This is a genomic window from Sutterella megalosphaeroides, assembly GCF_003609995.1.
GTDB classification, from domain to species: Bacteria; Pseudomonadota; Gammaproteobacteria; order Burkholderiales; family Burkholderiaceae_F; genus Sutterella; species Sutterella megalosphaeroides.
Genome location: NZ_AP018786.1, coordinates 225677 through 238502, shown reverse-complemented (window position 1 = coordinate 238502; position 12826 = coordinate 225677). Strand labels below are relative to the sequence as shown.

Genomic DNA, 12826 nt, shown 5'->3' with positions numbered 1-12826 from the left:
TATCTTAACATAGTGCCGTTTTCATTCGGCACGATCAAACATCATTTTTGAATTTTCCGTACGATCCCCTCGAGTTGGTCGAGGTTCGAAAATTCAATCACGATCCGGCCCTTGCCCTTCTTGTTGGCCGTCAGACGCACCACGGCGCCGAGCGTGTCGGCAAGCGACTCCTCGAGCCGCTCGTTGTCCCGCGTCTTGATCACCACCCGTTCCTGCGCGGGCGGGTTGAGCATGCGCTTGACGAGCTCTTCGGTCTGACGCACCGAAAGGCCCTTTTGCGCGACCCACTTGGCCGCGGTGACCTGATCGGTCGGGCACAGGGGCAGGAGCGCCCGGGCGTGCCCCATTTCCAGCTCCCCGCGCATCACCATGGCTTTCACTTCGTCGGCAAGCGACAGAAGGCGCAGGAGGTTGGTGGTCGCCGAGCGCGAACGGCCGATCGCCTTGGCGGCGTCTTCGTGGGTGAAGGAAAACTCTTCGACGAGGCGCTGGATGCCCTGAGCCTCTTCGATGGGGTTCAGGTTTTCGCGCTGGATGTTCTCGATGAGCGCGATGGCAAGCGCGTGCTCGTCGTCGACGGATCGGATGATGACCGGAACCCGTTCGAGTCCGGCCAAGCGCGCCGCGCGCGAGCGGCGCTCGCCCGCGATGATTTCATAGCGCGCTCCGCCCACGGGGCGCACGAGAATCGGGCTCAACACGCCCTCTTCCCGGATCGAGTCGGCCAACTCCGCAAGCGACGCGTCGTCCATATGGGTTCGGGGCTGATACTTCCCCGGCACGAGGCTCGAAAGCTCGACCTCTTCGATGCGGTTCGAATCTTCCGTGCGGATGAGATCTTCGCCGAGCGTGTCCCCGAGAAGAGCGTCAAGCCCGCGTCCGAGCCCCTTCGACTTTTTTTTGATCACTGCGGCCATGCGTTTCTCCCGGGCTCGGTTATCGACCCGTCTTGGGTTCCATGCGCTCGAGCAACTCGTCGGCAAACGCCGTGTAGGCTTTCGCCCCCTTGCTCGAACGATCGTAGATCACGCCGGGCTGACCGTAACTCGGCGCCTCGGCCAGACGCACGTTGCGGGGAATGATCGTGTTGAAGACCTTGTCCCCGAAATGCTTCTTGAGCTGCTCGCTCACCTGCTGCTGCAGCGTGATGCGCGGGTCGAACATGACCCGAAGAATCGAGATGATGCGCAGACCCGCGTTCTTGTCGGAGTGCACGCGCCGCACCGACCCCACCAGGTCCGTCAGCCCTTCGAGCGCGAAATACTCGCACTGCATGGGGATGATGACGCCGTCGGCGGCGCAAAGCGCGTTGAGCGTCAGCATCGAGAGGCTCGGCGGGCAATCGATCAGCACGTAGTCGTACTGGTCCAGAACGGGCGCCAGGGCGTTTTTCAACCGCACGTCGCGCTCTTTGAGGCCGACGAGTTCCACTTCGGCACCCGAAAGCTCCCGGTTGGCCGGCAGAACGTCAAAACCCGTTTCGGCCCGACGCACCACTTCGCTGAAGTGCTTCGTGCCCAAAAGCAGTTCGTAGACCGACCCGTCGACTTCCCGTTTGTCGATGCCGCACCCCATGGTGCCGTTGCCCTGCGGATCGAGGTCGATCAGCAATACGCGACGCCCTCTCAGCGCCAGGGCCGCGGAGAGGTTGACGGCCGTGGTGGTCTTGCCCACGCCGCCCTTCTGGTTGGCAATACAAAAAACCTGAGCCATAGTATCCGAGAGCAAAAGAGCGGCCCCGTCTCAGCGACGGAGCCACGGATGGGATGCACCGAGGTGCTCGAGGCACAATGCGTAGCATTGTACCGAAGAGCACCGCCCGATCAGTTCGCCGGAGCGTTGAGCGCCAGCCAAAGTTCGGAGAATCCCTGCCAGAAGATCGACACGCCGAGGCAGATCAGGATGAAGGCGAAAATACGCGCGAGCGCGTCCGCACCGGCCGCCCCCACCGCACGACTCACGCGGTCGCTGTAGCGGTAGCAGAGCCAGATGACGACGACGGTCGCCATCGTGGCCAAAATCGTCCCCGCGATGTTCGCGAAGTTGTACGGAAGACTCGTACCGAGCGCCACCGAAACGGCGATGCCGCCCGGCCCCGTCGTCAGCGGAAGCGTGAAGGGGTAGAACGCCATCGACTTCAGGCGCGTGCGCGAAAGCGGCAGCGGCGAAGGCGCGCTCTCGTCGTGCGAAGGCGCGTTCAGGGCGTTCCAGCCCGCGGCGAAAAGCACGCACCCGCCCGCGCAGCGCAACACGCCCACGGAGATGCCGAAAAAGCCGAGGATCATGTGCCCGCAGAAGAGGCACACCACCAAAATCACCGCCGAGTAAATCGAGATGCGGTTCGCGACGTAAGCGCGGTCCGAGTCCGTCAGGTTGCCCGTGAGCGTGCAGAAAAACATCGCGCCGCTGAACGGGTTGATGACGGGAACGAGGGTCGTGAAGGTGTAGATGAAGGCGCTGAGAAAGGCTGAGCTCAACATGGGAAACTCCAGGGATCCGGAGAGCCTGAACAAACGATTCCGATACTACTCGATCTCATGCATGAGCACGACGTGCCGTTCGGCCTCAAGGCCGAGAACCCGCAGACGGACGACCTCGTCGACGCTCACGTGAGGGCCGAGCGCGTCGATTTCCTCCTGCGGATAGACGCCCTTCATGGCGAGCCACCGGCCGCCCGGAGCGAGGAGTCCGCGCGTGAGGTCGGTGAAGTCGGCGAGCGTGGCGAACGCACGCGACGTGACGACGTCGAAGGTCGCCTTGCCGCGCAGGGCTTCGACGCGCGTGTGGCGCGCCCGCAGGTTCGGCAGACCGAGTTCGATCGCCGCCTGGTTGATGAAGGCCGTCTTCTTGCCGACCGCATCCACCGCCAGAACTTTGAGCTCGGGGCAGAGAAGCGCGACGGGCACGGCGGGCAGTCCCCCGCCGCTCCCGACGTCGAGCACCGTACGGGCGTCGGGGCAGAGGCGCTTCAACTCGGGCACCAGGGCGGCCGAGTCGAGAAGGTGGTGCGTCAGCACGTCCGACGCGTTCGAGATGGCCGTCAGGTTGTAGGTCTTGTTCCAACGGACGAGCAGCGCGGCATAGCGGACGAACTTCTCCGCCACGCCGTCATCGACCTCAAGACCGAGGTGCTTCAAGCCGGCCTTCAGACCGGCCGAATCGATCTCAATCATGCTTGGGTTTCCTTGTTGGTGCCCTTGTCGCGCACGTAATAGACGCGGCGCTTCAAGTGGATGAGAAGCAACGTGACCGCCGCGGGCGTAACGCCCGAGATGCGCGAAGCCTGCCCGAGCGTTTCGGGACGGGCCGCCTTCAGCTTCTGACGCACTTCGAACGACAGCCCCGACACGGCGTCGTAGTCGAGATCCGCGGGAATGGCGAGCGTTTCGTTGGCCGTCTGCTTGGCGATTTCATCGCGCTGTCGCTCGATGTAGCCCGAGTACTTGACGTCGATTTCCGCCTGCTCCATTTCCTCTTCGGTATAGCCCGCGAGGTCGAGCGCGAGTTCGCCGCTCGCCTTCGTGAGCGTGCCGAGTTCGCGCATCGACACGTCGGGGCGCGCCAGCAGGTTGCGCAGCGTATATTCGCGCTCCATGGAGGTCCCGAGCACGCGTTCGGCTTCGCCCGGCGCGAACATCTTCGGATTCACCCAGGTGCTCTTGAGCGTTTCGGAAAGGCGCGCGACCGCCTCCTGCTTGCGGCAGAAGTAGTCCCAGCGCGCGTCGTCGACCAAGCCCAGACGGCGTCCCGTTTCCGTGAGACGCACGTCGGCGTTGTCTTCGCGCAGGCTCAAACGGTATTCGGCGCGGCTCGTGAACATGCGGTAGGGCTCCGTCACGCCCTTCGTCGTCAGGTCGTCGACCATGACGCCGAGGTACGCTTCGTCGCGACGCGGCGTCCAGGCGGCGTCGCCCGTGACGTAAAGCGCCGCATTGACGCCTGCCAGAAGACCCTGAGCGGCGGCCTCTTCGTAGCCCGTCGTCCCGTTGATCTGACCGGCGAAGAAAAGCCCCGGGATGAGCTTCGTTTCGAAGCTGCGCTTCAGTTCGCGCGGATCGTAGAAATCGTATTCGATGGCGTAGCCCGGACGCAGCAGATGGGCGTGCTCCAAGCCCGGGAGCATGCGCACCATGCGAATCTGCACGTCGAAGGGCAAGCTCGTCGAGACGCCGTTCGGGTAAAACTCGTTCACGGTCAGCCCTTCGGGCTCAAGGAACACCTGGTGGCTGTCCTTGCCGGCAAAGCGCTTCACCTTGTCTTCGATCGAGGGGCAGTAGCGGGGGCCGATCCCCTGAATGACGCCCGTGTACATGGGCGAGCGATCCAGATTTTCCAGGATGAGTTCGTGCATTTCCCGGCACGTGTGCGTCACCCAGCAGGGCATCTGCCGCGGGTGCTCCGCACGGGGCTCCGCCAGCGAGAAGCTCGGCACGGGATCGAGGTCGCCCCACTGCTCTTCGGTCTTCGAAAAGTCGATCGTTCGGCCGTCGATGCGCGGAGGCGTCCCCGTCTTGAGGCGCGCCTGCGGGAGGCCGAGCTCTTTGAGGCGTTCGGCGAGGCGAATGCTCGCGGGATCCCCCACGCGACCGGCCGGGTAGTGTTCGAGACCGATGTGCACGAGACCGTTCAAGAAGGTCCCCGCCGTCAGAACGACGGCGGGCGCGAGAAAGCGCACGCCCGTCTGCGTCACGACCCCGCCGACGCGGCCGTTTTCGACGATGAGATCGTCCACCGCCTGCTGGAAGAGCCACAGGTTCTTCTGCGCTTCGACGCGCTCGCGCATCGCCCTGCGGTAGATCTGACGGTCGATCTGCGCGCGCGTCGCGCGCACGGCGGGTCCCTTGGAGCTGTTGAGGATGCGGAACTGGATGCCCGACTCGTCCGTCACCTGCCCCATCGCGCCGCCGAGCGCGTCCACTTCTTTGACGAGGTGGCCCTTGCCGATGCCGCCGATCGACGGATTGCAGGAGAGCTGCCCGATCGTATCGAGATTGTGCGTGACGAGCAGCGTGCGGCGTCCCATGCGCGCCGCGGCCAGAGCGGCTTCGGCCCCGGCATGGCCGCTGCCGACCACGATGACGTCAAAAGTTTCAGGAAAAATCATAAGAATTCGTTCGTTGGTTCGGTCCGCGAAAGGCCCAGCGCCCGCAAGCTTGCGGCCCGAAAAGCAAGACCGAAAGCATACGTCATTTGCCGATGCAGAACTTGCTGAAAATCATCCCGAGCAGATCGTCGGGCGTCGTTTCCCCGAGGATGCTCCCGAGCGCCTGACCGGCCAAACGAAGCTCCTCGGCAAAGAGGTCCATCATCGCGCCCTCGTGCGCCACCCGCAGCGCGCATTCGACGTGTTCGAGCGCGGCGCGAAGCGCCTCGAGGTGGCGCTCCCGCGCCATGAAGAGGCCGTCCGTCGTCGACGCGACGCCCGCGGCGGCGAGCAACGCTTCGCGCAGCGCTTCGAGACCGTCGCGGGTCTTGGCGGAAATCAACACGGCCCCTTCGGGCACGACCTTGCAACCCGCATCGGCCTTGTTGGCGACCGTGATGAGGGGCGTGCGCGGACGCACGTGGCGCATGACCAATTCGAGCACTTCGGGTTCGTCGACGATGCCGCCCGAGGCGTCGACGAGGTGCAGCACGACGTCGGCGCGCGAGGCCGCCTCGAGCGTGCGCTCGATCCCCTTCGATTCGACGATGTCGTCGGTACGGCGCAAACCCGCCGTGTCGACGATGCGGATGGGAACGCCGCGCACCGTCACCCAGTGTTCGATCCGGTCGCGGGTCGTGCCCGCAACGTCCGTCACGATCGCCACCTCTTCGCCCGCGAGTGCGTTCAAAAGGCTCGACTTACCGACGTTGGGACTGCCGACGAGGGTGACGGAAATCCCGTCGCGAAGGACTCGCCCCTGCACGGCGTTTTCCAGCACGCCCTTCAGGGCGTCGGCCGCCGCGCGGGTGCGCTCGAGAATGTGCCCTTCGGCCAAAAAGTCCGTTTCCTCTTCGGGAAAGTCGAGCGCGGCCTCCACGAAGGCGCGCAGCTCGTCGATCTGCAGGCCCACGTCGCGCACGCGGTCCGAAAAGTCGCCCGAGAGACTGCGCACGGCCGCGTGTGCGGCCGACTCGCTCACGGCGTCGATCAGGTCGCTCACGGCCTCGGCCTGCGCCAGGTCCATGCGGCCGTTGAGGAAGGCGCGCTTCGTGAATTCGCCCGGTTCGGCCAGACGGAAATGTAAATGCCGGCACTTCTCCAAAACCGTGCGCACGATCATGCGAAGGAGTACCGGACCGCCGTGGGCCTGAATTTCGAGAACGCTTTCGCCCGTGTAACTCGAGGGCCCGGGGAAGTAGAGCACGATCGCCTCGTCGAGGAGTTCCCCCGAGGCGTCGAGCACCGGGTAGAGGTGCGCGTGCCGGGGCGTGAACGAGCGCCCGGGAAAGAGCGCTTCCAGGACGTCCGCATCGAAGTCTTTCGAAAACGAAAGACGAACGATACCGACGCCGCCGCGTCCCGCGGCGGTAGCGACGGCAACGATCGGATCCTTGTCGCTTGCTGACATTCTGAAACTTCCTCCTCGGATGACGCCGACAGTGCGGCTCCACCTCATGTTAACGTGAGAGGCCTTCAACACCCACTGATTCTTTCCAGCAATGTCGATTCGACCCCGAAAGCCCGATGAGGGCGGTTTTTTCGGTCCGGCCCTGACGGGCGTTTGTCTTGCCGTGGTGCTTTCCGTGCCGGTTGCGGCCTATACGGCATCCTTTTTCGGCGACACCTACGAGGTGCGCGCCGCCGTGTACGGTCTGCTTTTGCTTTGGGTCGTCACGGGCTCGATCCTGATTTTCGTGCGCACGTACAAAAAGGAGCGAAAGCTCCCGACCCCGGGGCGCGTCCTTCTGTGGTTTGCCTCCGTGTGGCTCTGGCCCCTGCTGCTCGTCTTCGGGAAGCGTCGCGACTGACGCGCTTTGCCGAAGCGGAAAAGAAAAAAACCGAGTCGACCGCGCGGGCGGCGTCTCGGTTTTTTTCGTCGAACGGAAAGGGCCGTCGACCTTACTTCATGCGAGCGGCACGCTCGGCGGCGATGGTCTTATTGATCCACCACTGCTGCAGGATCGAGAGCACGTTGTTCGTGAGCCAGTAGAGCACCAGACCGGCCGCAAACACGAAGAACATGACCGAGAACACGACCGGCATGATGTACATGATGCGGGCCTGCGTCGGATCCGTGGGCTTCGGGTTGAGGAAGATCTGCAGGAACATCGTGACGGCCATCAGGGTCGGCAGCACGAACCAGGGGTCGGGCATCGCCAAGTCCTGAACCCAGAGCATCCAGTCGGCGCCGCGCAGTTCGACCGAGCCCTGAAGCACCCAGTAGAGCGCGAGGAAGACCGGGATCTGAAGCATGATCGGGAGGCACCCGCCCACGGGGTTGATCTTCTCCGTGCGGTAGAGCTCCATCATCGCCTGGTTGAGGCGCTGCTTGTCGTCCTTGTACTTCTCCTGGAGAGCCTTCATGCGGGGCGTGACTTCCTTCATGCGGGCCATCGAGCGGTAGCCGGCGGCCGAAATCGGGTAGAGGATCGCCTTCACGATGCAGGTAAGGAGCACGATCGACCAACCCCAGTTCCCGACGATGCCGTAGAGGAACGAAAGGAGCCAGTAGATGGGCTTCGCGAGGAACGTGAGCCACCCGTAGTCGACCACGAGTTCAAGCCCCGGAGCGAGCTTTTCGAGGCGTTCCTGAGCCTGAGGACCGCTGTAGAGCATCGCCGTATCGGAGGCGGTGGCGCCCGGAGCGATTTCCTTCATCGGAATGAGCGTGCCGACGGCGTAAAGCCCCTTGCCGACTTCGCGGGCGTAGTTTTCGCGCGATTCGCCCTGCGTCGGAACCCAGGCACTCACGAAGTGGTGCTGGATCATGGCAATCCAACCGTTGTCGGTCTTCGTTTCGAAGGAAGCGCTCTTGTCGGCCACATCCTCGAAGGAGAGCTTCTGGAAGTTTTCTTCGTCCGTATAGACGGCCGGGCCGGTGAAGGTCGAGTACATCGAGCTTTCGCCTTCGGGCTTGCCGCCGTCGCGGGTGATCTGGTAGTAGACCGACGGCGTCACCGGGGTCGAACCCGTGTTCTGAACGTCCGTCTTCACGGCGATGCCGTAGTTGCCGCGCGTGAACGTAAAGGTCTTCGTGACCTTCACGCCGCCCTTTTCGGCTTCGAACACGACGTCGAGCGTGTCCTTGTCGCCGAGGTCCGTGTCCTTGCTCACGAGCTTGAACGCGTCCTGATGATTCGGGTAGGCGCCGCCCACGAGCCCGGTCTGGGCGAGGTACGTGCGGTTGGGCGTCGTTTCGAAGAGGACGACGTTGCCGAGGTTTTCGGAAGGCTTGCGGCCGAGAACGAGACCCGCAAGACCCACTTCCTTCCAGTCGGCCTGACGGGGAATCTGCGTCATTTCGGTGCGCACGATGCGCGCGCCGACGAGGTCGAACGTCACCTGCAGACGATCGGTCTTCACCACGACGGGGTCGGACACCTTCTCAGCCTGCGCTTCCGTCACGACCGACGAAGCGTTCGGAGCCGCAACGGGCACGCTCGAAGCCGCATCCGTCGTCTGCGTCGCGGCTTCTTCCGTGTGGAAGAAGGAATGACCGCCCTTGTAGACCTGATAGTTGTCCCAAAGGAGGAAAAGCGAAGTAAAGAGGATCACCCACAAGAGGGCGCGCTGAAATTCTTTTCCCATAGGAGAGGCTCTGCTTTACTTGGTTTGTGAGGTGAAAAGACCGGGACGATCCCGATTTTCGTCGTCCGATTCGCACGCGTCGCACCAGCAACGCCAGCGAAATTTTTCCGGCACGGAGTCGTACCCCCGTCCGCCCAACGGATGACACCGCAGAAGACGCATCACCGTCAGGTAAAGCCCTTTGAGAAAGCCGTGCTTTTCAAAGGACTCGATGGAATAGGCCGAGCAGGTCGGCAGATACCTGCACTCCCTCCCGACCCAGGGCGAGAGACACAGCTGATAGAGCCGGACGGCCCGTACCGCAAGTCCCGACAAACTCAACATGTCGGAGCGCCCTTCGTGCGTTCGGCAAGGCGCGCGACGAGTCGTCGAAGAAGTGCGTCGGCGTCGGCGCGCAACGTCAGTTTGAGCGCGCGCACCGCCTCCCGACCGCCCGCTTCGACGAGCGGCGTCTTGAGGCGCAGCGAAACGTCCAGACCCTCGGTCTCGTTCATGCGGGCGAGAATCTCTCCCGCTTCATGACGAGCCGACTCCCGCAAAACGCGCTTTACGAGCGCGCGGTCCACGGAGCGCGGCGAATTCCGCTTGCCGACCGTGATGCCGAATCGGAGCGACCCCGGACGGTCCGGTTGCTTCATGACCGTGGCCGAGAAGAACCGGGAAGAAACGCGAATGACGTTTTCGCCTCGCGCATGCACGAGTACCCCGTAGTCTGCCGTCCGTATCAGACGAAGACTCCGGGGGAACGAATTGGCTTTTGCCACAGTGCGCTGAGACACGGCGATCCTGCCGTGGAGGGAGCGTCGGCGTTCGCTTAGAGGGCGAGAACGTGACGGCCCTTGGCGCGACGACGGGCGAGAACGCGACGGCCGCCCTTGGTGCGGCTGCGAACCAGGAAGCCGTGCGTACGGGCACGCTTGACCTTGGAAGGCTGATAGGTACGTTTGGTAGCCATGATGAATCCTTAGTTGAGGAATGCACTTGCCGGGGAGTGCTCCCCGAACAAAGAGACGACAAATGCCGGACTGGTTCTTCTGATGGTGCTCCCACTCAGCAAAGGGCGAACTGATCCGGAATGAAATACTTCGTGCGGCCCCGGCGGCATCCGGAAGCATTGATCGCACCGGAGGCGGCTTACCGGTCGAACCGATAGCCGAGAACCACGAAAAGTCCGATATTACACATCATTCGGAGCGACCCTGTCAAACGAATTCCGGAAAAAATGTTGCTCCCGACCGGCGCGACACGCTGCGACGGCCCTCTCTCCGAGGCCTCCGACCCACGGACTCGAACGGCCGCTCGCACTAGAATGCACGTGTTTGAGACACCGTCAAGCGACTTGTCACCCGTTGGCAGACGCCAAGGCATCTGTGGATAAGTCATAATGAATGGTTCGCTGCCGGGACCCTTTTTCGGGCCTCGGCCGTTTTACGGTCACGGGCGCCCGCGCGCCTCTTACTGAAACTGAAAGCACCTATGAACGAATTCTGGACAGCGTGCCTTGCCGAACTGCAAAAGTTCGTGAAACACACGCCGAGCATCTATTCCACCTGGTTCGCCGTGCTCACTCCCGTTGCCTGGGATCCCGAGAACTCGTCGCTCACGCTCGAGGCCCCCGCCGTCAAGGTTCCGACGATCCGCGCCCAGTTTCTGAAGACGATCGAGTCGATGGCGACGATTGCCAATCAGAATCGTCCCGTGACGATCACGCTCGTGCCCGCGCAGCACCAGCCCGTGCGCGCGCCGGAGCCCGTCGCTCCGGCCGCCTCGCCGGGCGACCAGCAGCGTCGCGAAGAAACGGGGCTGCTCCCGGGACTGACGTTCGAGAACTACGTGAACGGCAACGCCAATCAGCTGGCTGTCGCCGCCGCCGAACACGTCGCGGCCACGGCCGGCAGCCAGTACAACCCGCTCTACATCTACGGCGGCGTGGGTCTCGGCAAGACCCACCTCATGCAGGCGATCGGTCACCGGTACCTCGATCTGCATCCGCGGGCCCGCGTTCGCTGCGTTTCCGCGCAGGAATTCATCAACGAGTACACGACGGCCGTTCGCGAATCGAGCACCAAGGGGCACACCAGCCTTCAGCGCTTCGACGAGCGCTACAGCAACCTCGACCTGCTCCTCATCGACGACGTGCAGTCGCTCTCGGGCGCCAAAGGCTCCCAGGGGCAGTTCTTCCGCGCCTTCGAAGCGCTCGTGCCGCACAACAAGCAACTCGTGATCACGTCGGACACCTATACGCGCGGCCTCAAGGACATCGAGCCGCGTCTCATTTCGCGACTCTCCCAGGGGCTTTCCGTCGCGATCGAGCCGCCCGAATTCGAAATGCGCACGGCGATCCTTCTCAACAAGGCGAAAGCCATGGGGGTGGATCTTCCCGACGAAGTGGCGGCCTTCATCGCCAAGCGCCTGAAGTCGAACGTGCGCGAACTCGAAGGCGCTCTGCAGCAGGTGGTCGCCTACCAGCAGTTCCAGCCCGCCGCGCATCGCGAAATCACGATCGACGTGGCCAAGCGCGTGCTTCGGGATCAGTTCACCGTGGTCAACAACCTCATCACGATCGAGAACATCCAGAAGACGGTGGCCGACTACTACAAGATCAAGGTGGCCGACATGCACTCCAAGCGTCGTCCGGCCAACATCGCGCATCCGCGCCAAATCGCCATGTACCTCACGAAGGAGCTCACTCAACACAGCCTGCCCGAGATCGGAGAAAACTTCGGGGGCCGGGACCACACGACGGTAATGCATGCCGTCCGCAAGATTTCGCAGGAACGTCTGAGCAACGCCGAGCTCAACCACGAGCTTCACGTTCTCGAGCAGATGATCCGCGGTTAATTTTTCAGACTCAGAACCATCATGAAGAACATCATTTGCAACTGCGAAGACCTTCTCAAGCCGATCAAAACCGTCAGCGGGATCGTCGAACGAAACACCAACGTTCCCGTCCTCGGCAACATCCTCTTCGAGCAGAACGGGCGTGAAGTCGTTTTCGTCACCACCGACCAGGACATCCAGATCCGCACGCACGCCGCCGTGGGCGTCGAGGGCGAATCGAGCACCTACACCGTGAACGCCCAGAAGATTTCGGACATTCTCGGCACGATGGCCAACAATCAGTCCCTGGAAATCGATTTCGAGGATCCGATGCTGCGCGTCTCGACCTCGAACGGCGTCTTCCAGCTCCAGACGCTCCCGGCGACGGACTTCCCGAAGATTCCCGAAGAACAGTGGCAGGTCCACTTTACGGTGGGCGCGAAGACGCTGCGTCACATCCTCACGATGACCGCCTTTGCCATGGCCGGCAAGGACGTGCGTTACTACCTGAACGGCGTCCTTCTCATTGTCGACCCGCAGGCCGTGCGTTGCGTGGCGACCGACACGCACCGTCTCGCCTACTGCGAAGCGCAGCTGAACGACGAGACGGCCGATCTCGGCGCCGACGGCCGCCTCGAGATGATTCTTCCCCGCAAGACGGTGCGCGAACTGCTGCGCATTCTTCCCGAGGACGATTCGCCCGTCTCCGTCAAGGGTGCGGACTTGCAGGTGCTCTTCTCGTTCGGCGACGTCGAATTCATGTCGAAGCTGATCGAAGGGAAGTTCCCGGACTACGAACGCGTACTCCCGACGCCCGACACCAACCCCTGCCCGGTGAACATCAACCGCGAATCGCTCGCCACGGCTCTGCGCCGCGTGCACATCATGATGACGGAGAAGTTCCACGGCGTGCGCTGGATGCTGAGCCGCGGCCTTCTGCAGATTCAGGGCAACAACAACGAACAGGAAGAAGCCACGCAGGACATCCCGATCGACTGGAAGTGGGACAACCTCGACCTCGGCTTCAACATTCTCTACCTCCTCGACGTGCTTTCCGTGCTGAAGACGACCGACGTCTGCTTCCACTTCGCGCCCACGTCGAAGAGCGTGCTTCTGACGATGCCCGACACGATGAGCTTCCGCTACGTCGTGATGCCGATGCGCATCTAACCCACCCCCTTTCGCGCGCCCTCCCCTTCGAGCGAGGGCGCGCGGTTCGGGTCCGACGACCGAAGCGTCTCGGACCACACCGCTTTTGAAAGCGGTTCGAGG

At 63.0% G+C, this 12826-nt stretch carries 13 protein-coding genes; 3 read left to right on the top strand and 10 right to left on the bottom strand.

Features of this window, described 5'->3' with window-relative positions; translation table 11 throughout:
- Positions 1-41: 41 nt before the first annotated feature.
- The 6 genes from S6FBBBH3_RS01095 to mnmE all read right to left on the bottom strand — a co-directional run bounded on the left by S6FBBBH3_RS01095 (position 42) and on the right by mnmE (position 6554).
- On the bottom strand, positions 42-917 hold the full coding sequence (locus S6FBBBH3_RS01095; protein ID WP_120175982.1) for a ParB/RepB/Spo0J family partition protein: 876 nt from the start codon (positions 915-917) through the stop codon (positions 42-44).
- A 19-nt stretch (positions 918-936) separates the two neighbouring features.
- Positions 937-1713: a ParA family protein gene (locus S6FBBBH3_RS01090; protein WP_120175981.1), complete on the bottom strand. Its 777-nt coding sequence runs from the start codon at positions 1711-1713 to the stop codon at positions 937-939.
- A gap of 110 nt (positions 1714-1823) precedes the next feature.
- On the bottom strand, positions 1824-2480 hold the full coding sequence (locus S6FBBBH3_RS01085; RefSeq protein ID WP_120175979.1) for a MarC family protein: 657 nt from the start codon (positions 2478-2480) through the stop codon (positions 1824-1826).
- Positions 2481-2525: 45 nt separating this feature from the next.
- A complete protein-coding gene (gene rsmG, locus S6FBBBH3_RS01080) occupies positions 2526-3173 on the bottom strand; it encodes a 16S rRNA (guanine(527)-N(7))-methyltransferase RsmG (protein WP_120175978.1) in 648 nt (215 codons plus the stop codon).
- The gene (mnmG, locus tag S6FBBBH3_RS01075) at positions 3170-5104 is read right to left on the bottom strand and encodes a tRNA uridine-5-carboxymethylaminomethyl(34) synthesis enzyme MnmG (protein WP_120175976.1); all 1935 of its coding nucleotides are present in this window, start codon (positions 5102-5104) and stop codon (positions 3170-3172) included. Before mnmG ends, rsmG begins: the two co-directional genes overlap by 4 nt.
- A gap of 82 nt (positions 5105-5186) precedes the next feature.
- A complete protein-coding gene (gene mnmE, locus S6FBBBH3_RS01070) occupies positions 5187-6554 on the bottom strand; it encodes a tRNA uridine-5-carboxymethylaminomethyl(34) synthesis GTPase MnmE (protein WP_120175975.1) in 1368 nt (455 codons plus the stop codon).
- Between the two features lie 91 nt (positions 6555-6645).
- On the opposite strand from mnmE, the gene S6FBBBH3_RS01065 reads away from it, so the two are divergent.
- Entirely contained in the window at positions 6646-6954 is a 309-nt protein-coding gene (locus S6FBBBH3_RS01065; protein ID WP_120175974.1) for a hypothetical protein, read from the top strand.
- 91 nt (positions 6955-7045) lie between these two features.
- Here the strand turns inward: S6FBBBH3_RS01065 and yidC are convergent, their stop codons facing one another.
- From yidC to rpmH, 4 genes are read right to left on the bottom strand one after another with little or no spacing between them, the layout of a single operon-like run.
- Positions 7046-8734, bottom strand: a complete 1689-nt coding sequence (gene yidC / locus S6FBBBH3_RS01060) for a membrane protein insertase YidC (protein WP_120175972.1) — start codon at positions 8732-8734, stop codon at positions 7046-7048.
- Positions 8735-8749: 15 nt separating this feature from the next.
- Entirely contained in the window at positions 8750-9058 is a 309-nt protein-coding gene (yidD, locus tag S6FBBBH3_RS01055) for a membrane protein insertion efficiency factor YidD (RefSeq protein ID WP_120175971.1), read from the bottom strand.
- A complete protein-coding gene (locus S6FBBBH3_RS01050; RefSeq protein WP_120175969.1) occupies positions 9052-9498 on the bottom strand; it encodes a ribonuclease P protein component in 447 nt (148 codons plus the stop codon). The genes yidD and S6FBBBH3_RS01050 overlap by 7 nt, the downstream gene beginning before the upstream one ends.
- Before the next feature lie 50 nt (positions 9499-9548).
- A complete protein-coding gene (rpmH, locus tag S6FBBBH3_RS01045) occupies positions 9549-9689 on the bottom strand; it encodes a 50S ribosomal protein L34 (protein WP_040763118.1) in 141 nt (46 codons plus the stop codon).
- 521 nt (positions 9690-10210) lie between these two features.
- On the opposite strand from rpmH, the gene dnaA reads away from it, so the two are divergent.
- The gene (gene dnaA / locus S6FBBBH3_RS01040; RefSeq protein ID WP_120175968.1) at positions 10211-11575 is read left to right on the top strand and encodes a chromosomal replication initiator protein DnaA; all 1365 of its coding nucleotides are present in this window, start codon (positions 10211-10213) and stop codon (positions 11573-11575) included.
- A gap of 21 nt (positions 11576-11596) precedes the next feature.
- Positions 11597-12724, top strand: coding sequence for a DNA polymerase III subunit beta (gene dnaN / locus S6FBBBH3_RS01035; RefSeq protein ID WP_120175967.1), 1128 nt, complete (start codon positions 11597-11599; stop codon positions 12722-12724).
- Positions 12725-12826: the final 102 nt, after the last annotated feature.

Bases quoted from the DNA above. Each gene is read 5' to 3' on its own strand.
- S6FBBBH3_RS01085 (WP_120175979.1), bottom strand. From the start codon at position 2,480: ATGTTGAGCTCAGCCTTTCTCAGCGCCTTCATCTACACCTTCACGACC.
- dnaA (WP_120175968.1), top strand. From the start codon at position 10,211: ATGAACGAATTCTGGACAGCGTGCCTTGCCGAACTGCAAAAGTTCGTG.
- yidC (WP_120175972.1), bottom strand. From the start codon at position 8,734: ATGGGAAAAGAATTTCAGCGCGCCCTCTTGTGGGTGATCCTCTTTACT.
- rpmH (WP_040763118.1), bottom strand. From the start codon at position 9,689: ATGGCTACCAAACGTACCTATCAGCCTTCCAAGGTCAAGCGTGCCCGT.
- mnmE (WP_120175975.1), bottom strand. From the start codon at position 6,554: ATGTCAGCAAGCGACAAGGATCCGATCGTTGCCGTCGCTACCGCCGCG.
- mnmG (WP_120175976.1), bottom strand. From the start codon at position 5,104: ATGATTTTTCCTGAAACTTTTGACGTCATCGTGGTCGGCAGCGGCCAT.
- S6FBBBH3_RS01095 (WP_120175982.1), bottom strand. From the start codon at position 917: ATGGCCGCAGTGATCAAAAAAAAGTCGAAGGGGCTCGGACGCGGGCTT.
- yidD (WP_120175971.1), bottom strand. From the start codon at position 9,058: ATGTTGAGTTTGTCGGGACTTGCGGTACGGGCCGTCCGGCTCTATCAG.
- dnaN (WP_120175967.1), top strand. From the start codon at position 11,597: ATGAAGAACATCATTTGCAACTGCGAAGACCTTCTCAAGCCGATCAAA.
- S6FBBBH3_RS01090 (WP_120175981.1), bottom strand. From the start codon at position 1,713: ATGGCTCAGGTTTTTTGTATTGCCAACCAGAAGGGCGGCGTGGGCAAG.
- rsmG (WP_120175978.1), bottom strand. From the start codon at position 3,173: ATGATTGAGATCGATTCGGCCGGTCTGAAGGCCGGCTTGAAGCACCTC.
- S6FBBBH3_RS01065 (WP_120175974.1), top strand. From the start codon at position 6,646: ATGTCGATTCGACCCCGAAAGCCCGATGAGGGCGGTTTTTTCGGTCCG.